The 20,614-nt window shown below is 39.9% G+C and carries 17 protein-coding genes and 3 tRNA genes; 12 read left to right on the top strand and 8 right to left on the bottom strand.

What is annotated here, in order from left to right:
• The first annotated feature begins 505 nt into the window (after positions 1 to 505).
• On the top strand, positions 506 to 1,078 hold the full coding sequence (locus tag ASJ81_RS17775; RefSeq protein ID WP_095645508.1) for a hypothetical protein: 573 nt from the start codon (positions 506 to 508) through the stop codon (positions 1,076 to 1,078).
• A 413-nt stretch (positions 1,079 to 1,491) separates the two neighbouring features.
• On the opposite strand, the gene ASJ81_RS23935 is transcribed toward ASJ81_RS17775, so the two are convergent.
• The 5 genes from ASJ81_RS23935 to ASJ81_RS17755 form a co-directional block, all read right to left on the bottom strand.
• On the bottom strand, positions 1,492 to 2,289 hold the full coding sequence (locus ASJ81_RS23935) for a cytochrome P450 (protein ID WP_275112583.1): 798 nt from the start codon (positions 2,287 to 2,289) through the stop codon (positions 1,492 to 1,494).
• Positions 2,290 to 2,540: 251 nt separating this feature from the next.
• Positions 2,541 to 2,786 (bottom strand): hypothetical protein, encoded by a 246-nt coding sequence (locus ASJ81_RS23930; RefSeq protein ID WP_245860279.1) that lies wholly within the window; start codon positions 2,784 to 2,786, stop codon positions 2,541 to 2,543.
• Between the two features lie 34 nt (positions 2,787 to 2,820).
• Positions 2,821 to 4,266 carry an NAD(P)/FAD-dependent oxidoreductase gene (locus tag ASJ81_RS17765; protein ID WP_212556109.1) on the bottom strand — a complete coding sequence of 482 codons (1,446 nt, stop codon included), beginning with the start codon at positions 4,264 to 4,266 and terminating at the stop codon, positions 2,821 to 2,823.
• Positions 4,253 to 4,492 carry a ferredoxin gene (locus ASJ81_RS22975; protein WP_170943389.1) on the bottom strand — a complete coding sequence of 80 codons (240 nt, stop codon included), beginning with the start codon at positions 4,490 to 4,492 and terminating at the stop codon, positions 4,253 to 4,255. Before ASJ81_RS22975 ends, ASJ81_RS17765 begins: the two co-directional genes overlap by 14 nt.
• Before the next feature lie 1,096 nt (positions 4,493 to 5,588).
• Positions 5,589 to 5,660 (bottom strand) — tRNA-Ala (locus tag ASJ81_RS17755).
• 223 nt (positions 5,661 to 5,883) lie between these two features.
• Between ASJ81_RS17755 and ASJ81_RS17750 the strand changes: the two genes are divergently transcribed.
• Both ASJ81_RS17750 and ASJ81_RS17745 read left to right on the top strand, forming a co-directional pair.
• Positions 5,884 to 5,960, top strand: a tRNA-Ile gene (locus tag ASJ81_RS17750).
• A gap of 62 nt (positions 5,961 to 6,022) precedes the next feature.
• Positions 6,023 to 6,099 (top strand) — tRNA-Ile (locus ASJ81_RS17745).
• A 413-nt stretch (positions 6,100 to 6,512) separates the two neighbouring features.
• On the opposite strand, the gene ASJ81_RS17740 is transcribed toward ASJ81_RS17745, so the two are convergent.
• On the bottom strand, positions 6,513 to 6,926 hold the full coding sequence (locus ASJ81_RS17740; RefSeq protein WP_095645506.1) for a transcriptional regulator: 414 nt from the start codon (positions 6,924 to 6,926) through the stop codon (positions 6,513 to 6,515).
• 1,300 nt (positions 6,927 to 8,226) lie between these two features.
• A complete protein-coding gene (locus ASJ81_RS17735; RefSeq protein ID WP_095645505.1) occupies positions 8,227 to 8,628 on the bottom strand; it encodes a transcriptional regulator in 402 nt (133 codons plus the stop codon).
• A gap of 557 nt (positions 8,629 to 9,185) precedes the next feature.
• Here ASJ81_RS17735 and hdrA point away from each other — a divergent pair.
• From hdrA to hdrB, 3 genes are read left to right on the top strand one after another with little or no spacing between them, the layout of a single operon-like run.
• A complete protein-coding gene (gene hdrA, locus ASJ81_RS17730) occupies positions 9,186 to 11,591 on the top strand; it encodes a ferredoxin:CoB-CoM heterodisulfide reductase subunit HdrA (RefSeq protein WP_095645504.1) in 2,406 nt (801 codons plus the stop codon).
• Positions 11,591 to 12,301: a ferredoxin:CoB-CoM heterodisulfide reductase subunit HdrC gene (hdrC, locus tag ASJ81_RS17725; RefSeq protein ID WP_095645503.1), complete on the top strand. Its 711-nt coding sequence runs from the start codon at positions 11,591 to 11,593 to the stop codon at positions 12,299 to 12,301. The genes hdrA and hdrC overlap by 1 nt, the downstream gene beginning before the upstream one ends.
• Positions 12,255 to 13,199, top strand: coding sequence for a ferredoxin:CoB-CoM heterodisulfide reductase subunit HdrB (gene hdrB, locus ASJ81_RS17720; RefSeq protein WP_095645502.1), 945 nt, complete (start codon positions 12,255 to 12,257; stop codon positions 13,197 to 13,199). Before hdrC ends, hdrB begins: the two co-directional genes overlap by 47 nt.
• Before the next feature lie 103 nt (positions 13,200 to 13,302).
• On the opposite strand, the gene ASJ81_RS17715 is transcribed toward hdrB, so the two are convergent.
• A complete protein-coding gene (locus ASJ81_RS17715; protein ID WP_048107632.1) occupies positions 13,303 to 13,713 on the bottom strand; it encodes a pyridoxamine 5'-phosphate oxidase family protein in 411 nt (136 codons plus the stop codon).
• A 338-nt stretch (positions 13,714 to 14,051) separates the two neighbouring features.
• Here ASJ81_RS17715 and ASJ81_RS24320 point away from each other — a divergent pair, with 338 nt between their 5' ends.
• The 6 genes from ASJ81_RS24320 (at position 14,052) to ASJ81_RS22970 (ending at position 20,267) form a co-directional block, all read left to right on the top strand.
• Complete coding sequence (locus ASJ81_RS24320) at positions 14,052 to 14,183, top strand: hypothetical protein (protein ID WP_275112582.1); 132 nt, start codon at positions 14,052 to 14,054, stop codon at positions 14,181 to 14,183.
• A 6-nt stretch (positions 14,184 to 14,189) separates the two neighbouring features.
• Entirely contained in the window at positions 14,190 to 14,477 is a 288-nt protein-coding gene (locus ASJ81_RS17710) for a GNAT family N-acetyltransferase (RefSeq protein ID WP_095645501.1), read from the top strand.
• A gap of 144 nt (positions 14,478 to 14,621) precedes the next feature.
• On the top strand, positions 14,622 to 15,131 hold the full coding sequence (locus tag ASJ81_RS17705) for a GNAT family N-acetyltransferase (RefSeq protein ID WP_245860265.1): 510 nt from the start codon (positions 14,622 to 14,624) through the stop codon (positions 15,129 to 15,131).
• Positions 15,132 to 16,011: 880 nt separating this feature from the next.
• Positions 16,012 to 18,204 (top strand): PAS domain S-box protein, encoded by a 2,193-nt coding sequence (locus tag ASJ81_RS17700; protein WP_141241798.1) that lies wholly within the window; start codon positions 16,012 to 16,014, stop codon positions 18,202 to 18,204.
• 274 nt (positions 18,205 to 18,478) lie between these two features.
• Positions 18,479 to 19,711, top strand: a complete 1,233-nt coding sequence (gene hacA, locus ASJ81_RS17695; protein WP_245860275.1) for a homoaconitase large subunit — start codon at positions 18,479 to 18,481, stop codon at positions 19,709 to 19,711.
• A 379-nt stretch (positions 19,712 to 20,090) separates the two neighbouring features.
• Positions 20,091 to 20,267: a hypothetical protein gene (locus ASJ81_RS22970; protein ID WP_170943387.1), complete on the top strand. Its 177-nt coding sequence runs from the start codon at positions 20,091 to 20,093 to the stop codon at positions 20,265 to 20,267.
• The last annotated feature ends 347 nt before the right edge of the window (positions 20,268 to 20,614 follow it).

The raw sequence follows: 20,614 nt of genomic DNA, 5'->3' as shown, positions 1-20,614 counted from the left end.
TTACAGGAATGCCTGTAATCCTCATTTTTAAGTTTTAATTTGAGATTTGATCCCTTCCAGTTCTTTTTGATATTCGAGGTATGAGTAAACAGCCGTGAACCCCGCAATAAAGATTACAAGCCCAAGAATAAAAACGAATTAAGAGTCCGCCTATTAAGGTTGTAACTCTACTCCAACTTGAGAGGACCCTTAATATACTCAGGGCTGACAATGACCCCGATAAGTAAATTAATTAACAGGAATATGCTAGTGACAATTATCAGGAACACCAAAGTCCACCCTCACTTCTGTTTTTTAACCTATCCATAAACGTCAGACAATCCTTGTTATGTCACAAGTGATGATGCCGGTACTTTTTAACAAAACTAATGTGGAGCTGCTTTGACATTTTATGTTTGGGTGTGTCTAAATTTGTTCCAGATTATTTTTTTTATGATCTGTTATCGAAGACTTAAAATATACTTTCTGTATATACAGTCTAATAAAAATTATTATGTTGATAGTCATGGTAACAAGTCAGGAAAGACAGAAGGCAAATCTGACCAAAATGAAAAAAGTAATGGAAGAAATTGAAAATACGACAGATGATTCCTATCTGATTGCCGAATTGCATGAACTTTTGAAAAAACCATATTCGCAGTCTCTTAAATGGCACATGATTGTGTTTAAAAGTGAAATTGATAAGAGTTTGTGGTACCTGGAAGATATAAGAAAAGAAGAGATTGAAATAGAAAAGATGAAGCGAAGAAAAGGAAAAGATCCAAAAGAAGGATTAAAACAAGGTAACTGTAAGTTTTCTGAGGCAGTTAGTGCATTTAAACTCGATCATCAGATGGTATACGATCCGAAAACAAGTAAGTATAAGTTGTCAAAATCTGGAGTTTCCAGAACAACAAGAGAGAACATTTTTGCAATCCCAAAGTCTATGATTGGGAACGGTAAACTTCAGTGGAGTGAAGCAGTTAAACAAAAATGGGGAGAAGACACTATCGGGCAAACAGAACTATTGGAAAGAGAACTCTACAATCGGAAAAGTATGAGAATCGATTGCAATCGGGAGGATGAACTATCTATTTAATTATAGTCACGAGGCTAAACAATGTAACTACTCAATATGGTAAGATGAGGTCTTTTGTTGCAACATTTACAGGTGTGACTATAGTTCATCTTTCAATTACCAATCCTTTAACAAATCTTCCAGTTACCAATCCTTTAATCAATCTGTCAATTACTAGTGCTTCGATTCCAAAATCAGTTCCTTATTTCTGGGAAAAATCCGTGATCTTCGGATCAATTCAAAAGTTAAGTTTTATGAACCTAGTTGAGAATCGCAGTACTAGTCCTTCAATTATCCAATCGTTTATTTGATGAGCTTATCCTAAAGCAAAGTTATTTTCAAATTAGTAAAGTCTTATAACTATTTTCCATAATCAGAAACTCAGTTAACTACAATGGAAAATTTCAAAGTAAGTTTAATTATAAATTGAACTCTCAGTCCTTCACGCCATCGATTTCAATAATAAGATGTCGGGGTCCTCGTAGAGTGGCACTCTGTCGGTATGGAGGTTGATCATACGCAAGCCTGGGATTTTCAAGCCGTCGTACGAGTTCTGTTAGTGCAATCTGAGTTTCCAACCTTGCGAGTGGGGCGCCGTAACAGTAATGGATGCCGCAGCCAAAACCAAGGTGCATATTATCCCTGCGATCAGGATCGAATTTATCTGGATCGTGGAAGCGAGCCGGATCACGGCTTCCAGAGGCAAGCAGCAGGATAACAGGTGAACCTTTCTGAATAATAGTACCGGCAATAGTGATGTCGGCAAGAGCCACCCGGTTTGGCAGAATCTGGACAGGAGGCTCATAGCGTAGCAGTTCCTCGACCAGGCGAATAACCAGGTTTGGTTCACGACGCAGTCGTTCGAGGACATCAGGATGCCTCAACAGTGTGAGCATGCCGTTTGTGATCAGGTTCACTGTGGTCTCATGGCCGGCAATGAGCAATAAGCTCGCAGTGCTCACAATATCTGGTTGGGCCATTGGCCCGTCAGGACCGTAGTCTGTTATAAGTCCTGAAAGCAGATCGGAACCGGGATGCTTGCGATGACGCTCAATCAGCGCCTCCATGTATTGCTCCAGATCTTTAAAAGTTTGGCCAGACTGTTCTTGTCGCCGCTTTCGTTCCTCCTGGCTTTTCTGGGGGTCCAGGTCAATACCTTCGATAATAGCTTCTGATAAAGCATGAAGACGTGCTTGATCCTCAGGAGGTACACCAAGCAGCTTACTGATCATCGTCACCGGAATTGGGTAGGCGAAATCCTCGACAATGTCAATCGAAGACTTGCCTTTCATAGTATCTATCTGTCGATTTGCAAGGCAGATCAGTTCAGATTCCATGTCAGCTACTCTACCTGGTTTGTGAGGTGGGCCAAACGGCCATGTAGCTTGCCGGCGTATTCTATCGTGCTCAGGTGGGTCCAGACCGATAAAACTTGGAACTACTTCCGTTTCAGAACCCTCGTTGGATGCGGATGCTTCGGTACCTACTTCCGGCACCTGACTTTTAAAAGCCTGCTCCTTATTTGTCGAAAGGCCTGCAGGAGGACGATCATGAACGGAGCGCTTGCGAAAGTCTGAACCAATCCTGGGATCATGAAGTAGCGAGACAATCTCCCTATAAGTGCTGACAACATAGCTCCCATCTGTCTGTCGTGTAACTGGTGTCTGGCGCAATTGGGCATATAGAGGATAAGGGTTGGCACGGTTGGCGTAGTCAAGAACTTGCTCATACAAAGATTGCTGTATCACGTAGTCTGCCTCCTATCATTTGGGCTGAAATCCTGGCGGTACACGAGGGTCCTTCACTTTATCGCTTGTAGATGATTCTTCTGGAGGAGGTGTGCTCGGACCTGTACCGGTCTTTATAGCATTAGCGCTATGGGTAGTTTGTCCATGAGGTGGAAATCCGGCAGGAACTGGCCGAAGTTCGGCTGAACTATCTGGAGAATGAAGTACAGGCGGAAATGGAACCCTGGCTTCGATCATTGCCTTATAAGCTGGCAACCAGCGTGCCATATTTACGGTGAGAGCTGCGACAATTCTGCCCTTGTAGCCATAAGCTGCAACCAACCTGCGTTCCAAAACAGAGCCCTGTGTGAGCACAACCTCATCAGCAAAGCTTGGAAGGCCTATCGTCTTCAGGTTGACGCCAAACTGACGGGACCAGAAAGCAGGCAGGCTTTTGTATGCCCGGAAATCTGCCGGAACACTCACCATATTATGTGCTGCCGTTCTTGCCTGCTCAACAGCATTTCCCCAGTGCTCGACTGCCAGCAGCTCACCTCCGTAGAGCGGATGAGGCCAGCGAGCCACATCTCCGGCAACAAAAATACCGTCTGTGACTATTCCATTGATATCGAAAGCACGACAGGCGGCATCACAAGCTAGCCCTCGTGAGTCAAATGCCAACCCGGAATCACGCAACCATTCAACGTTTCTTACTGCTCCAAGAGCGACTACAGCCACATCGATGTCAAGTATATCACCATCTGAAAGATAGGCACAGCGCAGCCGTCCGCTCTCATCTCCCTCCAGCGACATAACCGTGACATTGCAACGCAGATCGACTCCATGTGCACGCTGGAGCTGGCCAGCAAATGCACCTGCAGCCGCGCCGAGAGCGCCGATAAGAGGTGTAGCACTGCGCTCTGTAACCGTGACAGCCAGACCTAGCTCTCTGCAGACTGAAGCAACTTCGGACCCAGTGAAACCACCGCCAATCACCAGTACTCGCTTCGGCCGGGCAGCTAACCGGGCTCGTAGCCGGGCAGCATCATCACGGGTGTGCAACAGGCATACTCCATCAAGGGCAGCCTGTGCCAAATCCGGCCACGTACGAGCATGTGTCCCGGTAGAAATTAACAGGCGATCAAAGCCAACCCGCCTCCCGTCAGCGAGCTCAACCTCTCGGTTACCCAGATCAAGCCCTATGGCAGGCATTCCAAGCAGCCACTCGGCCTGTAAATCAACACTCTGCGGAAGAGTCGTGTGCTCTGCCTGTAGCCAGCCTGTGAGGACAGTTTTAGACAGAGGAGGGCGATCATAGGGAGCATGTGGTTCGTCGCCGATCACAGTTATTGTCCCGGCAAACCCTTCGGAACGCAGTGACTCTGCAGCACTTAAGCCAGCCAAAGAGGCACCGACGATAACTATTCTTTGAACAGATCTTTGTACGGAAGAAGAAGTCTTCTCAGCATTATTGCTGCTCACTGTGATTTCCTCCCTGCTGCTCCAACTGCTCATCCAGCCAGCAAATACTAATCGCCTGTACCGGGCAAGCTGCAGCCGCCCGCTCTACTTGCACTAGTAGTGAATCGTCCGGTGCATAATCATATTCGAGCGACTCTTCATCCTTCATCCAGAATACAGTCGGTGCGGCAAATACGCACTGAGCGTAGCTCTCACACCGGTTTAGATCGACTACAATTCGCAGCACTGTGAAACCTCCAAACCCGGAACAAAACTTGTAAGATAATAATAATGGAATTTTTATATAATTAACTATTCGGCTTTGTAAAAATGCATCTAAATCAGTATCAAGAGAATAAATTCTGAAAATCTTATCTCTTAACGTGTTTCAGCAAGAAAGTTTCTGGCTGCTGTCCTTTTCCTAAAGTGCCATAAGCGTAAAAATAAGTTTGAAAAATAGTGGTATTGATTAAGATTATCTTGACTATGTTACTTTTAAAGTAGACCGGCGACTTGCGAACTATACCCAAACTCTCTCAATTTTCCATTTTGAGCTCCGACTTTTCGGCTCGATATTTCACATACAATGCTATTCCTACAGGACCCTCAAGTATATCAACTTTGATACTACCCTCTTCACGCAGCATTTGTTCATTGCCCGAGGCATTCGTAACATCACCGATGACGACGCGGTCAAATTGACGTATATATTAACATGGCACAAACATTACATTATAGTGATTAAGCGTGTAGTGTAATCGTAATACATTTGTATTCGGTTAAGGATTTTGAGCTGCTGATCTCGATTTCGACGGAAAAACTCAAACCCAAATGTTTAGTGTTTAAATTGAAATCGATATCAGATTCCAGTTTTGCATTTGATGAATAATTTAACAAATTTTATGAAAATCAATGCAATTGATAACGATTTTTCCTTAACCGATGACCAATGAATCGTAATATTACTGAAGTCCTGCTTTCATAGTAGTATTACTGAAGTCCTGCTTTCCTGCATCACGTATTAATAGAATTTCAGAGCTATTGAAGCAGTGTAATCATATTAGGCAAAATCTTCGTTTTCTAGGTAAAATCTTTGTTTTCAGCTTCAATGTCAAAACTCATAAAATATATTTATAGTTAGGTTCGCATATAACTAGGAGTGTATAATATTTTTATAATTATTTTGGAGCTCTGGAGGTAAACATTGTTCATTACCAAGTTGTAGGAACGATTGAATTTTAAAACACGCTTTGAAGTTTTTTAAAATCAGCCCTTGCATAATAGATATTGCAAAAAGAGTACAAAAAAGAGTATTATAATCAGGACTATTAAAAGTTATTAAATGGACCGGTCGGGAATTGAACCCGAGGCCTCTACCATGCCAAGGTAGCGATCTTCCCCTGATCTACCGGCCCATATAAGGCTTTGCTTTATCAGCACCCCTCATACACTCAGTATCTTATATAAAGATGTCGCCATATAGGCTCAGCATCTTATAAATAAACTTTTGAAGCTTGAGTATGTAAGAGCTTCAAGCAAAAGTTATAAGTAGTAAATTGAGTATTAGAAGTGTTGTCGGATTGGAAAGCTTTCCCGAAAAGCCTTTCTACTTCGGTAATTCTAAAAAACCTGATAATCGGGCCCGTAGCTTAGCCTGGTGGAGCGCACGGCTGATAACCGTGAGGTCCTGCGTTCGAATCGCAGCGGGCCCACCACAATTTGATAATCCTTTTTCAGGAGAATATTCAGGTTTTACAACCTCACTTATCCTTCAATCGGGCCCGTAGCTTAGCTTGGTGGAGCGCACGGCTGATAACCGTGAGGTCCTGCGTTCGAATCGCAGCGGGCCCACCACATATTTTATTGATGTTGTTTATTATTTTATTAGTGTTATTTTTTAGTGACGTTATCTTTAAGTGATGTTATCTTTAGTAATATTATTTTTTTAGTAATATTATTTTTTAGTAATATTATTTTTTAGTAATATTATTTTTTAGTGATATCATTCTGTTTTAAATTTTTTTAGAGATTTTTAAAATCATTTTCGCATATATTTAAATTTATTTAGCTTAGAATAAGAGAATAGACTCAGGAAAAACAGAGAATTAAGAAAATAATCTCCGAAAAAAATAAATTCCGAAGATATTGCATGAAATCGGAAATTTTCAATAAATCTTCGTTAAATAACTATTCTCTATTAGTACTTTGTAACAAAAGAGTTAATCGTCAGGGAAAAGTTAGATTGGGGTAAATCCCCATGAGTAATTTCAAGCAATATGTTTCAAGCGTTCAATATTTCTAAGCACGACTCTACTCTCGGCTACAATATCTTCTTCGATCTTGCCAACAATATAGTCCATTGGGACTATTAGCCTGTATAACTTTATCGGTCTGCCTTTACCCTTTGACCTCTTTTCTTCTCGGATATCAATCCAGTTATTTTCGCGGAGATACCGCATTGCAACACTGACTTCAGGTTGTCTCAAGCCTGATACCATTTCAATGCTCTGGGACGAGATCTCCCTTCCTTTTGCAAGGCATGCAAGCGTAAGAGCAATTGGCCTATTAACATTAATTTTTCTAAATAGTTCTATCATTTCATGTTCAATCGGTCCCATAGCTACAGGGATCTCTTCTATTGTATCAGAAATATCCATAACTGGACCACTTTCATCTACCATTTAATCACCCAAAGAACCATTATAGAGTTGATTAATATAAATATTTACTTATGTTTTCTTTTTAATATTTGTTAATTAATAAAAGCTCACTGGGTGTGTTTATCATTCACTCACTCTAAAAGTGTCCATTAGATACTGCTTTTTCATTTCCGGCGTGAGTTATAAATTTTTTTTGTATTCTTAAAACTTTAAAATCTTCTAAAGCCTTTAAAATCTGCTAAAAACTTAAAAATATGCTGAAAACTTAAAAATTTCCTAAAAATATAAAACTTTAATATTCTTTCTTCTCAAATAGGGTTCTTTTTTAGATTATGATAGAGTTTTAAGTTCTGCCTTTCATTTTATGACGACAGTGTCCTGAATTTTCTGTAAATTCAAAATCAAATTTTTCTATATTAATCATAATTCAGTTCTTTTAATACTGGATTCTTAAGTTACAAACTTACCAAGATTTTGAATTTTACAGAGAAGTTGGCATACTGCCTTTATGACTCAAACTTTATCTTAACTTTGACTTTTTTAAAACTAAATTTTTGCTTCAAACCTAACTTTCTTGAAAGTCCAGTTTTGTAAATACATAAAAGTGTAAAAAGAATTTGCAGGACATTTTTGTACTAAAAATTGCTGAAGCTTGCTGGAAGCCCTCTTTACCTCTATTAAGATGTTTCGTCCTCGTACCCTTTATATACTCTATTCTCTAAAAATTGTACAGTTTAATTTAGAAAATCGATAACCTGGGTCTTTAACTTTATAAATTACAAGTTTAACTGGAGAGTTTATTTTGCCTAATTTTGTATTTCAGGTGCGAGGTCCTAATCTTATAACTAAATTAATGCCCTTTTGACGTTTTCGAAATTCAGATTCAAGTAGAAAAAAACATTAAAAAGATCTAGAATGGGTATTGAAAAAAAATGGAAAATAGATGACAGGAACCAAGAGAAGATGACAAGAATCAAAAGTCGATAACAAAAATAAAATAGCAGAGATAAAAATCAAGAACCAATGGTAAGAACAAAGAAAAGATTAAAAGAATCAAGTAAGCGCTATAAGAATCGAAAGACAGATAATAAAAAATCAGAATAAGGACAAAAATTGAGAAGAATAAACCTAATTATGAGGTGACGATAAATTTTCTTCAAATATACTACTTTTAAATATATATTTAACAGATAAGAAGCAGATCCGGGTTATAAAACCCAGATTTTTAAATTAAAGATTAAGTTTTTTGAAAATTTGTGAAAAAAGCTTGTGATATTCCTCAAAAAGCGTTTTAGGGTGATATTTCTATTCAAAAAGTGTTTTAGGAAAGGTTCTTGAGACGTTCTATGTTCTGGAGCACGGCCTTACTTTCAGCCATTACATCTTCTTCTATTGAACTGATAATCGTTTCCATCCGAACCGTCAGTTTATACAATTTAACCGGTCTTCCTTTGCCCTGATTCTTCTTTTCTTCCCGCATATCTACCCAGTCATTTTCACGGAGATAGCGCATTGCAATGCTAACTTCCGGCTGTCTCAAGCCTGATACCATTTCGATGCGTTGGGAAGAAATTTCCTCTCCTTTAGAGAGACACGCAAGGGTAAGAGCAACTGGCCTGTTAATATTAAGCCTTCTCAAAAGCTCCACCATCTCGTATTCAATTTCTCCCATTTTAAATTCAATATCCTCTGATATAAACTCATTATCTGCCACAACTATCATCTACCGATTATATCGAAAAAACAGCATATAATTGCTTCCGATATTATTTCTCCGTCCAGTATTTCAGATCAATAGAAACATATTATTTTAGATTTGTTATATTTCCAGTGTCTTTTATTGCCTTTATTAAATATATTTCTATTTATATGAGTTTCTGATCTGTGGAAGTATCTCACAAAATCTGTTTTTCTCTGTTGATTTAAATAATAATACTTTCTTCATATATATAATTATGCGCCTATAAAAACTTCTCGACAATTTTACATATCATTTTTTTGCAGGGAGAAAATTTTGAATTTCTAGACTGAAGGTCAATTTATATTCCTGGAGTTTTGCAAGCCTTCCTGTATATATAGGAGAAGTGCATATTGATTACAGTTTTATTTATAAGGAAACTGAATTATAGTACTAACAGAGTAAACGAAAATTTAAAAAATTCACCTTTTTTCCAAAATTGTCCTTATTTTGTAAGTATTGCAAGTGATCTGTCCTAAATAGGTCAATTATTTAGGTGTTCTGGCAAGTCTTAAATACGAATCCTTGAAAGATTTAACATAATGAACGCTGCCCTGGACAAAACCGCTGTATTTATCTGCCATTGCAGTGGGAACATTTCCGAACGTATTGATATTAACTCACTTAAGAAAACCCTTAAGGCAGAAGGGATCCCGGTCTTCGATTACGAGTATCTCTGTTCAAGAGAGGGACAGACCCTTATCAAAAATAAGATTTTGGAAGGGAAACTCGACCGGATAGTAATAGGTTCGTGCACACCCTCAAAACATGGCACTCTCTTTAAAAAGTGTATTCAGGAAGCAGGCTTGAACCGGGCAATGCTTGAAATCGCAAACCTCAGGGAACACTGTGCATGGGTGCATCCGGATAAAGCCGGAGCGACCGAGAAAGCACTCTCACTTATTCGGGGAAAACTCAACCGCCTGGAAAATCATAAGCCTCTTGAGGAAATAAAAGTAAATATCGTTCCGCAGGCCCTCGTTATTGGCGGAGGAATTGCAGGGATAACTGCGGCGGTTAATCTTGCAGATAATGGAATTTCCACCTACCTTGTAGAGAAAGAATCCAGTATAGGTGGAAATATGGCAAAAATAGGCAAGGTTTTTTCTCCTGACAAGCTTGCGGAAGAGTGCGCGATGTGCTCGCTAAGTCCGCTAATGAATGAGGTAGTAGCTAACCCAAGAATAACCCTTTTAACCTGGACTGAGGTGGAACGCTTAAGCGGAAGTGCCGGCAATTTCACAGTCAGGCTAAGGAAAAAATCGAGATACGTACATGACAACTGTACAGGCTGTGGCCGATGCAGCCGCGTCTGTCCGGTCCTGGTTGAAAACGAGTTTAACTGTGGGTACATAGACAAAAAGGCAATTTCCCTGCGTTTTTCCCAATCCGTTCCGAAGATCTACTGCATAGACCCTGACTACTGTCTGCAGTTCAAGGGTGAGACCTGTGGAAAATGTGTAGAAGCCTGTAAATCCGGAGCGATTGACTTCTCACAGAAGGAGGAGATTATTGAACTTAATGTCGGTGCAGTTATTGTTGCTACCGGGTTTGAGGAGTATGACGTATCCCAGAAACCCCAGTATGGTTATGGATTTTTCAAAAATGTTATAACCCAGATGGAACTTGCCAGAATGCTCGGGATTAATGGCCCTTCAAAAGGAATATTGGTCAAGCCTTCGGACTTCAGTCTGGACCCGGATGCTGTCAGCTCAACAAGTACCTGCAGTACTGAAAGATCCTTAGAGAATTCTTCAGAGAAAGGATCGGGAACTCCTAAAAGGATAGTTATGATTCAGTGTGTGGGTTCAAGGGATGAAAAAGAAGGCGGAAATCGCTATTGTTCCAGGTATTGCTGCATGGCAGCTTTAAAGCACTCGAACCTTATAATGAAAAAATACCCGGGTACTGAAATCACAATTTGTTATGTCGATTTGCGGGCGCTTGGCTTTTACGAGAACTACTATCGGGCAGTCCAGGATATTGGAGTTAGATTTGTAAGAGGAAGACCTGCTGAAATCGTCGAGAAGCCGGATAAAAGTCTTCTTGTCAGACTAGAAGATACACTTAACCAGAAAATAACAGAACTGCCTGCTGATCTCGTCATACTCTCTGCAGCCATGGTCCCTTCAAAGGGAACCCGAAAAATTGCCAGTATACTGAATATCAGCCAGGATGAAAGCGGCTTTATTAAAGAAAGGCATTCAAAACTGAGGCCTGTAGACAGCTCACTGGATGGGATCTTTGTCTGCGGCACTGCCCAGAGCCCTAAGGATGTTACGGATACCATTTCCCAGGCAGGACTTGCAGCTATCAGGGGAAGTGCCTTTATTGCTGACAGCCCAAAAGCCCTGGTAAACGAAATTCCGACTATCAATCAGCTTCTTTGTGATCAATGTACTGAATGCCTCAAGTGTCCGTTCGAGGCTTTTTCCCTAAATGATAGTGGAAAAGTCATCGTAGACCCGCTTGTATGTACTGGGTGCGGGTATTGTACTGAACTCTGTCAGAAGGGAGCTATTCAGATTTCAGGCTTTACAAAAAGCCAGCTAAAAGCCGAAGTTGAAGGAGTAGTCAAAGAAGGAGACCTGTTGGGTTTTGTAAACAGCGGTATCGCGTCCATAACCTGCGATAACATAGGAAATAGTGCACTGACTTATCCTTCAAATGTCAAGCTAGTCAAAGTGCCCACAAACCTCGTCGTTGATAAAGACCTGTTACTTCACGCCTTCAAATGTGGAGCATCGGCTGTCCTATTTATAGAGGATCCTCCTGACAGCCCGAAAGTCGAGGTAATATATCCTTTAACTATCAGCCATTTTGAAAAGTTGAAAAAAGAACTTGGAGATTCAGGAGACCGGCTTTATTTCAAAAAAGCTTATGTTCCAAATACAAGAGGGCTTGCAGGCACTTTTACCAGTCTTGCCCGGGAAGGAGAGATGATATAATGATTCCATATGTAAACAAATATGATACCCCGGAATGTAAAACCCTTGCAGAAACTGTAAAGAAAAGCATCCGGACACCTGCCTCTCTGGGGCTTGACCGCTGCATCCAGTGTGGAGCCTGCACGGCTTCCTGCCCTGCAGCCCGCTTTACAGATTACAGCCCGCGTCAGATTGTGAAAAAAGTACTGGAAAACGACCGCAGTGTGCTTGAGTCCGAAATGATCTGGTCCTGTTTCTACTGTTATTCCTGCAATCTGCGCTGTCCCAGGAATAATAGCCCTGTAACAATTGTACAGGTGCTCAGGCAGATGGCCGTCAACGAGGGCATAGGAGTTGAAAAGCTTGCCTACTTCCTTGAGATCGGAGAATACCTTGCAGAAAATGGAGCTAGCAAGATACCGGGTGCCGGAGTTAAGAATATGGAAAGCGACCTCGGGGAACGCTGGATCAGTTTTAAAAAGAACCTTGAGTCAATTCGTGAGGAACTGGGGCTGAGTTCAAAGGATATCAGGAACACACATGGGGAAGTTCAGGCTATTCTTGAAGCCACAGGCTATTTTAACAGAGAAAAATGGCTCAAAGCAAAAATACAGGAAAAACTTTTGCATCAGCTCCTGGAGAACCAGTGCATCAAGAGAGAAAATAGAAGCGGAGATTTCGGCTTTGAAAGCGATAGAAGATGTCCCGGACAACCAGCTTTTATTATTTAAAAGCTGCATGGTTGGGCAGGAGTACCCAGGAGTGGAAACCTCCACTTGTTATATCTTTGACAGGCTTGGGATAGACTATTGTATAAACGATGAGCAGTCCTGCTGCACAGGAATAGGCCATTATACTGACGTATTTGAAGGACTGACAACAGCAGCTATTGCAGCTCGGAACTTCGCAGTTGCAAAAAGGTGCGGTTACCCCAATATAACCTGCCTCTGTTCAACCTGTTATGCCGTAAATAAAGAAGCCTGTGAAACCCTGAACACCAATACCGAAGTCCGGGAAAAAATTAACTCCATCTTCCTGGAAAAGGGCCTTGAAAATCTTGTTTACGAAAAAGACGATATGAATCCGAGGACAAACTTCTACCATGCAGTAGAGATTCTTTTAAGCAAGGTCGATAAAATCCGGGAGCAGAAAAAATTCGACTTTTCAGGAATCAAGACTGCATCTCATCATGCCTGCCATTACTATAAAGTTAAGTATCTTGATGTCCTCGGAAACCCTGAAAACCCCCAGTTGATAGATAACATATCCGCAGCCTGCGGAGCCGAGCCTGTACGCTGGTACGAAGACCGGACTCTCACCTGCGGGATGGGCTTTTCCCAGCTCCACCTCAACAAAGATACGTCACTTCAGGTGACAAAGACTAAACTCGACAGCCTTCAAAGAGCAGGCGTAGAGCTTATGCTTCATATGTGCCCGAATTGCCAGATCCAATATGACCGCTACCAGCCGGTTATCGAAAGAGAGTTTGGTGTAAAATATGATATGGTGCACATGAATATCGCCCAGTTCGCAGCTCTTTCAATGGGTGCCGATCCATACAAGGTGTGCGGCTTCCAGACTCACTCCGTGCCTCTTGAAGGGTTTCTAGAAAAGAATGGGATAATCTAAAAACCTGAGTTAATCCCATTTTAAGATTTTAGCCAGTAGTTTTTTTTGATCTTTTATTCCGATTTTTTTAATTTTTATTTTGATTCACATTACTTATGAATACTCAGATCGATTCCTCCCAGCCCTGTCCCATATCAACGAGAGGTCTCAGCTCAATAATCTCGAAGGTAACCGTTGCCTTCATCATCTCCGCAGCCTCCTCCCCGGCCATTTTTGCGATCTGGCTTTTAATCGTATCAAGCATTTCCCCCGACGTTGCAGATTCCTTCATCTTCAGGTAAACTCTGATCCCTTTCCATTCCGTATCTTGTTCCATTATCAGGTATATCGCGTAAGGGTTTTCCTGAAGGTTTGAAAACGTGCGGTTCTTACCTGTTGCAATTACAACGGTCTTTTCATCGATCATATTCGGTGAGCCGAAAATAGCTGAGTCTACCTTTCCGTCTTTACTCGCTGTGCTTAGAACTCCAATTCTCGGTTGCTTGTTAAAGTAGTCCATCAATTTTGACGTCATATCTAAACCTCCTCTAATAGCCTGTTTTAGCGCTCTCTCCCTTAAGAGTTGAGTTTGCGAAGCTGCTTGGTCACAAAACACTGTCATGAAAGAAATCATAATTAATTAGCAGACTGTAATAATAATAGTCTTAAATATGTTTAAAACTTTTCACTCTGCCAATATGTATACTATGAAGAACTTTGATAATCTGTTAATGAAAATGTGGCTAAATTCCATAAAAAGTAAGCGAAAAATTTTCAATATAAAATAATTGATAAATATAAAAGAAAAGAATATATTTCTTTTCTTATTAATTGTAGTTTCAGTTGTTAAAGTAAATTTTATAGGAGTAAAGAATGAAAGATATTGAATACAAAACGAGTCCTCCTACCTGGCATGAATATTGTCAACTGTTTTCAAGCACAGGATGGATGTCAGTTCTTAAGGTTTCCGAAGATGACTTGAAAAAGGTCTTTGATAATACCTAGTACTGGATAACAGCATACAAAGATCAGAAGATTATTGGTGCAGGACGTTTGCTTTCGGACGGAGCCCTGTATGCTCTGATCTGCGATATAATTGTAATGCAGGATCATCAAAATAAAGGGATAGGAAGCACGATCTTAAAACAACTGGTTAACAAGTGCCAGGAGACCAATATTAAAAGGGCCTGGTTATTTGCAGCTCCCGGAAAAGCCAAATTTTACGAAAAGTACGGTTTTTCAGTTCGTCCAAACGAGGCACTTGGAATGCAACTCATAGAATTTGAATTCCAGCAATGAAATTATGTTATTTTATCATCAACCTGGAAATATAATTGTGCTACTTTTTCGGACAAAAAGTAGCTTGCAGGTTTCAGAGCGTACTATTCTCAAGTCTTTAGTCTATTGAAACTTGCACTAACTCGTTAATTTTTGAAGTTAGGAATGAGAGACATGGCAGAACAGGTAGAAATTTTTCGGGCCAGCCTTGAAGATGCAATCGAAATCTTAACCCTTCAGAAACTGGCATACCAGAGTGAAGCTCAGATCTACGATGACTGGTCCATTCCCCCTCTGCTTCAAACTGTCGAAGAGACCAGAGATGAGTTCAGTAACAGTGTGTTCCTCAAAGCCATCAGCGAGCACTCGATCATAGGATCTGTACGATCTCGTGTAATAGAAAATACTTGCCATATAGGCAGGCTGATTGTGCATCCTGAATGGCAGAATCTGGGGATAGGCACTCGTTTGATGACAGAGGTTGAGCTTATGCATCGGGATGTAGCTCGATTTGAACTATTCACCGGATCGAATAGCATCAGAAATATTCAACTCTATCATAAACTTGGGTATAAGGAGTTCAGGCGAGAACCACTCGGCAACAAAGTTGAACTTGTGTATTTGGAAAAGGTGATGATTGGAAAAAAGGAAGATATCGGATATAAAAATCCTTGATTTTTAATAGATATTGATATCTTAATATTGTCCATATAACACTATTTACAGCCTTTTCGGCCATCACAACTTTGCTTTTGATTTCCTATTTGAGTTCCATGACTTTGAAAACTCAGATTGTTCCTTCCCAGCCATTCATAAGCTCCTTTGTACTCACTTTGTTAATAACGATAGTTGGATATTTCATTTCCTGTAGAATAAATACTACTTTTATAAGTTTGTTATTTTTAGAGATGACGTAAGGAAAAGAAGGAATTTTATAAGTAGCTATTCATATAGTCTTTACAAAACTACCGAAATAATAGTTACAGTGATATTATAGAAAAAACTAAGTTAAAAATGACTCAAAATCCCGCAGGACAAAGAAGTCGTAGCTTTACTGACAGTGGGAATCTCAGCCGAATCGCCAGCTGCCAGACTAAGAAAATCTCTTGAAGAAAATAGTAGCTTACGAAGAACATAAATAAAAGTTTATACTTTTTTGATGTCTTCTGGTTTTCATTAATTTTGAAAAATATAGAGTATTAAACTTAAAATAATTTTTAACTTAATGAAAATTATTTCTACTACTTCATTTACTTTAATTATCAATTATTAACTCTTTCTAAAACAGATCTTAACTAAGTACACTTATACTTGCATTATAAAAAACTGATAGTGATTGCTTATGGCTAGTTGCGTTTATCAGAGAAGAAATAATCATACTTTGAAGATCTCTGCAAAAATATTATCTCAATTCAAAGTCAAATTTAATGTATTATATTTAAAGAATATTATATATTAATATAGTTGTGCAATAGATACTTTTAACGTTCGTGAGTCATCGACAGTAGGCTATAACCACTAGAGATAGGATAGAGATAGGAGCCTGAAGGGGAATATGGAAACAAGCGTTGAAAAACTTCTAGCAAATAACCCAAATCCTGTGCTCAGTGTCGATACGGATGGTACCGTTATATACTCAAATGAAGCGGGTGAGTCCTTACTCCTGGAGTGGGGCACGAAAATCGGAGGAAAACTACCTTCTTCTATAGAAGAATCAGTGCTAAAAACAATTTCTCGGAATAGTCCGGAAACAACGGAAATTAGTGTGGGAAAAACAGTATACCTGATCAATCTTTACCCTTTACCGGAAGAAGGGCACGTCAATATTTATGGATTTGATATAAGTAACCGTAAGGAACTTGAAGAGAAGCTGTGGGAATGTGAGGAAAAGTATCGCAGCATCGTAGAAACAACAAACGAGGGTGTCTGGATTACAGACACTGAAGCGGTAACGACTTTTGTTAATCAAAGAATGGCAGAAATGCTCGGGTACACAACGGAAGAAATGGTAGGGAAATCGGCCTTTGACTATGCCGATAGAGATAATGTTGAAAGTTCGCCTACCAGGTTAAAATCCCAACAGGAAGGCGCCAAAGATAAAGGGTACGAAATGAAGTTCTGCCGTAGGGATGGTAGTGTTGTCTGGTCGCTTGTGAGCTCTACGCCTTTTCTTGACTCAGAGGGAAAACATATCGGTAATATTAGCATGCATTCTGATATAACTCAATACAAGAATACTGAAGAAGAACTTAAAAGAATAAGTAAGAAACTGAAAAAACGGAACCATGAAACAATAAACGAACGTCAACGTCTTTATAACGTGCTGGATACGCTGCCTGCAATGATAATTCTGTTAACATCTGACTATCATATCGCCTTTGTCAACCGCAGATTCCGTAAACGGTTCGGAGATCCAGGTGGCCGACACTGCTATGAATACTATTTTGGATTCACCCAGCCGTGTGAATTCTGTGAATCACATAAAGTACTTGAAACCGGTCAACCTCATCATTGGGAAGTAAGCGGGCCGGATGGAAGCTATTATGATGCTTATAATTTACCGTTCACCGACGTTGACGGTTCTCCCATGATCCTTGAGATGGACATTGATGTCACCGAGCAAAAAAAAGCAGAAGAGAGACTTCAAGAAAGTGAGGAGAGATACCGCAACATTGTAGAGACCGCAAACGAAGGCATAAGCATAATTGATGCTGAAGAGAGAATTACTTTCGTCAATAAGCAGATTGAAGATATGTTTGGTTACAGTTCAGAAGAACTCATTAGCAGGCCTATGTGGGACTTTCTCAGTGATGAAAGTAAGGCTATTATCAAACATACTTTAAAAAAAGGATGGGAAAACGTCAATGAGAGTCTTGAAATTAAGTTTATACGCAAAGATGGCTCCACTCTATGTACGCATACGAATGCCAAATCTATTTTTGACAAGAGTGGTAAATTTTTAGGAACTCTGAACCTTCATACTGACATAACCAAGCGAAAGGAAGTTGAAGAAGCTCTCAGAAATTTTGAGATTGCCCGTAAAAAGGAAATCCACCATAGAATCAAGAATAATCTTCAAGTAATCTCATCACTGTTGGACCTTCAAGCTGAAAAGTTCAGAAACAGAAAGAGTATTAATGAATCGGAAGTCCTGGAAGCCTTCAGAGAGAGCCAAGATCGAGTGATATCAATGGCTCTTATCCATGAAGAACTGTATAGAGGTGAAGAGCTCGATAAACTTAACTTTTCGCTGTACATAAAGAAACTCGCTGACGCTCTGTTCTTTACTTACAGGCTTGGTAATGCTAATGTCAGCTTAAATATGGATCTGGAAGAGAACATATTACTTGACATGGACACAGCAGTTCCGTTAGGAATAATTGTCAATGAGCTCGTTTCCAACTCTCTTAAATATGCATTTTCCGACCGAGATAAAGGAAAAATCCAAATAAAATTCCATAAAGATGGAAACCAAATAAAATTCTATAAAGATAAAAATGGAGAACATAGGAACATAATAGAGAAAAGTAAAAACAAAGACTATAAGAGTACCAGTTTTATATTGACAGTTTCGGATAACGGTGTGGGTATTTCTGAAAACCTTGATATAGAGGAACTTGACAGTCTAGGACTTCAGCTTGTAACTTTCCTTGTCAACCAGTTAGATGGAGAACTTGAACTGAAAAAGAGCAATGGTACCGAGTTCATTATTAGGTTCACTGTAGTAGAAAAGAATAATCATGTATAAGCATCAGCGCTAAATTTAATTAAAAAAGAGTAGTTTATTTTACTTTATAAAAACCCTATATAAACCAGCTTCAAGAGGCTGAAAAGATTTTTGTATAATTTATATTTGTAATATTAGGATTCTATTCTTTAATATGTCAAGTATATATGTCAAATATATTACAGTTATTTCTTTATAGTGAATTCAGGAATTTTAGTTTCTTAGACTTCATTATTGTTCAATTATCAAACCGTTATTACTTGATTATCAAACAGGAGACTTACTTTTGGGAACAATTAGCGAAAAAATTTTCACCCGAGCAGCGGGAAAAGAGGCAAATGCAAATGATTTTGTCCTGGCAGATGTTGATTATGCAATGGCGCATGACGGCACCTCCGTACTTACAGTTAACGCTTTTAAAGAAATGGAAATGAAAAAGGTCTGGGACCCCTCAAGGATTATAATTCCTTTCGACCATATTGCACCTGCAAATAATGAGACTTCAGCTACTCTTCAAAAGGAAATCCGGGAATGGGTAAAGGAGCAAAGCATTCCGAATTTTTACGAGCTTGGAGAAGGAATCTGCCATCAGGTACTTCCCGAAAACGGATTTGCCTTGCCCGGAAAACTGATTGTGGGAGCTGATTCGCATTCCTGTACCTACGGGGCTTTCGGGGCTTTTGCAACAGGCGTAGGTGCTACCGATATGGCTGAAATTTTCGCTACAGGCAAGCTCTGGTTTAAGGTGCCCGAAAGTCTTAGATTCACGGTTGAAGGAAGGCTTGGAAAAGGAGTTTATGCAAAAGACCTGACCCTTTACCTTATCGGAAAGACCGGAATTGACGGTGCCACCTATAAGGCGGTAGAGTTTTACGGGCAGGCTATCTCTGAATTGTCAGTTTCCGGCAGAATGACTCTCTGCAACATGGCAATAGAAATGGGAGCAAAAACCGGAATTGTTCCACCTGACGAGAAAACCTTCGATTTTCTGAAAAACAGAGCGGCTGCTCCATATGAGCCGGTTTATGCCGATCAGGACGCATTTTATGTAAAAGAACCCGTTTACTCTGCTGAGGATATCGAGCCTCAGGTAGCCTGTCCTCATCAGGTTGACAACGTAAAGCCTGTTGGAGAGGTTGAAGGCACCCATGTAGACCAGGTTTTCATAGGGACGTGTACAAATGGCAGACTTGAGGACCTTGAGGTCGCAGCATCAATCCTTAAAGGAAAAAAGGTTGCAGTCAGGACAATTGTAATTCCTGCATCCCGCACAACTCTCCTTGCAGCGATTGAGAACGGAACAATGGAAACTCTACTAAAAGCAGGTGTCACACTCGCAACCCCTGGCTGCGGGCCCTGCCTTGGCGCCCACCAGGGAGTGATCGGTGAAGGAGAAGTCTGCATTTCAACCGCAAACCGAAACTTCAAAGGCAGGATGGGAAAAGGTGGTCTTATTTACCTGGCTTCCCCTGCAACCGCGGCAGCCTCAGCACTATCAGGAGAGATTACTGATCCAAGGACAGTATAAGCCTGAGAACTGAAGCAAATTATTATCAAAGTATTATAATGTAAGCGTTAAAGCAGAATCGTTCAAAACCTGATTCTTAGCTCTTGGGATTTTAAACAATTCTACTTATCAAACTATTTTCATTATCAAACTATTTTTATTATCAAACTATTTTTATTATCAAACTATTTTTATTATCAAACCATTTTTATTATCAAACTATTTTTACTATCCATATATTCTACCTGTTCTCTCTTATTTGTTTATTTTTTTATATTCTCACGGTATCTTTATAGAAATTCTAATTATATCCAGCGGGCATTTATACCATGAATCGTATATATTTTGAACAGGAGGGACGACTATTACTGAAGAACTTAGTCATGACAACCTTTCACATTTGATTGAGCACTGGATCGAGCATAACGAAAGCCACATTGAAAGTTTCAAGGAATGGGCTCAGAAAGCTAAAAAAGATGGTTTTCTCGATGCTTCCGAGGATATCCTTGGAGCTGCCAGTAAAATTGAGGAAGCAAACAAATATCTTAATAAAGCAAAAGAAGAGCTTTTCCATTAAATGAATAAGTATAAAGGGAAATCTTAAGAGCAGAGTAAAATCTTAAGAACTGCCCTGGGAACTGCCTTTTAAAGCTGAACCTTAGGAACTATTCTTAAGAGCTCTATGGCAAGACTTTCTCATGGCGGATTTTCCTGTCACTATTTTTGTTTTTCTTGGCATCAAAGTGCTTTGTCAGGAAAGTGTTTGAAAGTATTTTCAAACACTTTTATTTATTTGCATCTAATATGCTGATTGCGTTTGAATTTGAGAAATTTATTCCCAAACCTAATAAGGCGATCACAAACCTTTTAAAAAACTGCTTGACCGCAAGCCTTTTTAAAAAACTGCTTGCCCGCAAGCCTTTT

Origin of the sequence: Methanosarcina spelaei (assembly GCF_002287235.1) — an archaeon.
In the GTDB taxonomy this organism is placed as follows: Archaea; Halobacteriota; Methanosarcinia; order Methanosarcinales; family Methanosarcinaceae; genus Methanosarcina; species Methanosarcina spelaei.
The sequence above is the reverse complement of the archived record's forward strand: the minus strand, read 5'-3'. Positions and strand labels throughout refer to the sequence as shown.

Coding starts and splice junctions, on each gene's coding strand:
- ASJ81_RS17775 (WP_095645508.1), top strand. CDS start 506: ATGGTAACAAGTCAGGAAAGACAGAAGGCAAATCTGACCAAAATGAAA.
- ASJ81_RS23935 (WP_275112583.1), bottom strand. CDS start 2,289: ATGATCAGTAAGCTGCTTGGTGTACCTCCTGAGGATCAAGCACGTCTT.
- ASJ81_RS23930 (WP_245860279.1), bottom strand. CDS start 2,786: ATGAGCAAGTTCTTGACTACGCCAACCGTGCCAACCCTTATCCTCTAT.
- ASJ81_RS17740 (WP_095645506.1), bottom strand. CDS start 6,926: ATGGTAGATGAAAGTGGTCCAGTTATGGATATTTCTGATACAATAGAA.
- ASJ81_RS17735 (WP_095645505.1), bottom strand. CDS start 8,628: ATGATAGTTGTGGCAGATAATGAGTTTATATCAGAGGATATTGAATTT.
- hdrA (WP_095645504.1), top strand. CDS start 9,186: ATGAACGCTGCCCTGGACAAAACCGCTGTATTTATCTGCCATTGCAGT.
- hdrC (WP_095645503.1), top strand. CDS start 11,591: ATGATTCCATATGTAAACAAATATGATACCCCGGAATGTAAAACCCTT.
- ASJ81_RS17715 (WP_048107632.1), bottom strand. CDS start 13,713: ATGACGTCAAAATTGATGGACTACTTTAACAAGCAACCGAGAATTGGA.
- ASJ81_RS24320 (WP_275112582.1), top strand. CDS start 14,052: ATGAAAGATATTGAATACAAAACGAGTCCTCCTACCTGGCATGAATAT.
- ASJ81_RS17705 (WP_245860265.1), top strand. CDS start 14,622: ATGAGAGACATGGCAGAACAGGTAGAAATTTTTCGGGCCAGCCTTGAA.
- ASJ81_RS17700 (WP_141241798.1), top strand. CDS start 16,012: ATGGAAACAAGCGTTGAAAAACTTCTAGCAAATAACCCAAATCCTGTG.